At 54.2% G+C, this 567-nt stretch carries 1 protein-coding gene; it reads left to right on the top strand.

Going from position 1 to position 567, the window contains the following annotated elements; all coding sequences use genetic code 11:
- Positions 1-399: 399 nt before the first annotated feature.
- Positions 400-567 (top strand): DUF6531 domain-containing protein (locus J3U75_RS11420; protein ID WP_416384698.1); only part of this gene is annotated, 168 nt, incomplete at its 3' end.

The raw sequence follows: 567 nt of genomic DNA, 5'->3' as shown, positions 1-567 counted from the left end.
TTTATCGATATTGCTTCAAATGCACTAAATGACTTTGTAGAGTTTGCTGAAAACCTTCCCATGCAACTATACAGGCCTACCTTAGCCTCACCTGATCCCAGAGCAGTACCCAGAGATGACGACAAAATCACCTGCGCCAAGCATCCATCTCCAGTTTCCAGCCCTGAATACCTANAGCCGGCCGTACGCAGCAACGACCGCAGCACCTGCGAAGCCAAAGTCACCGACGACCATGCCGGCGGCGTCAAAGTATCCAACAACGTACGCATCGGTGGCGAACCCATCGTCGTGCGTGAAATCAGAAGCGGCAAACATCCGGTTGCCCAGCTTATTGGTGTGGTTTCAGCCTTAAGACGCCCCCGCAAAATCTGTTCCAAAATCAAATGTCTTGTCCTGGCCATCGCCAGTAATGCAGGCACCAGCTTAGCCTCTGCCAAAATAGCACAAGCATTTACCCGCGGCCACCCCGTCCACCTCCCCACCGGTGCCAAACTCCTCTTCGGCACCGAAGAGCTCGACTTCACCCTTCCCGCCCATCTGCCCCTCCAATGGCAACGCTTCTACAGC

This window comes from Snodgrassella sp. B3088 (genome assembly GCF_026535815.1).
In the GTDB taxonomy this organism is placed as follows: domain Bacteria; phylum Pseudomonadota; class Gammaproteobacteria; order Burkholderiales; family Neisseriaceae; genus Snodgrassella; species Snodgrassella alvi_E.
The sequence above is the reverse complement of the archived record's forward strand: the minus strand, read 5'-3'. Positions and strand labels throughout refer to the sequence as shown.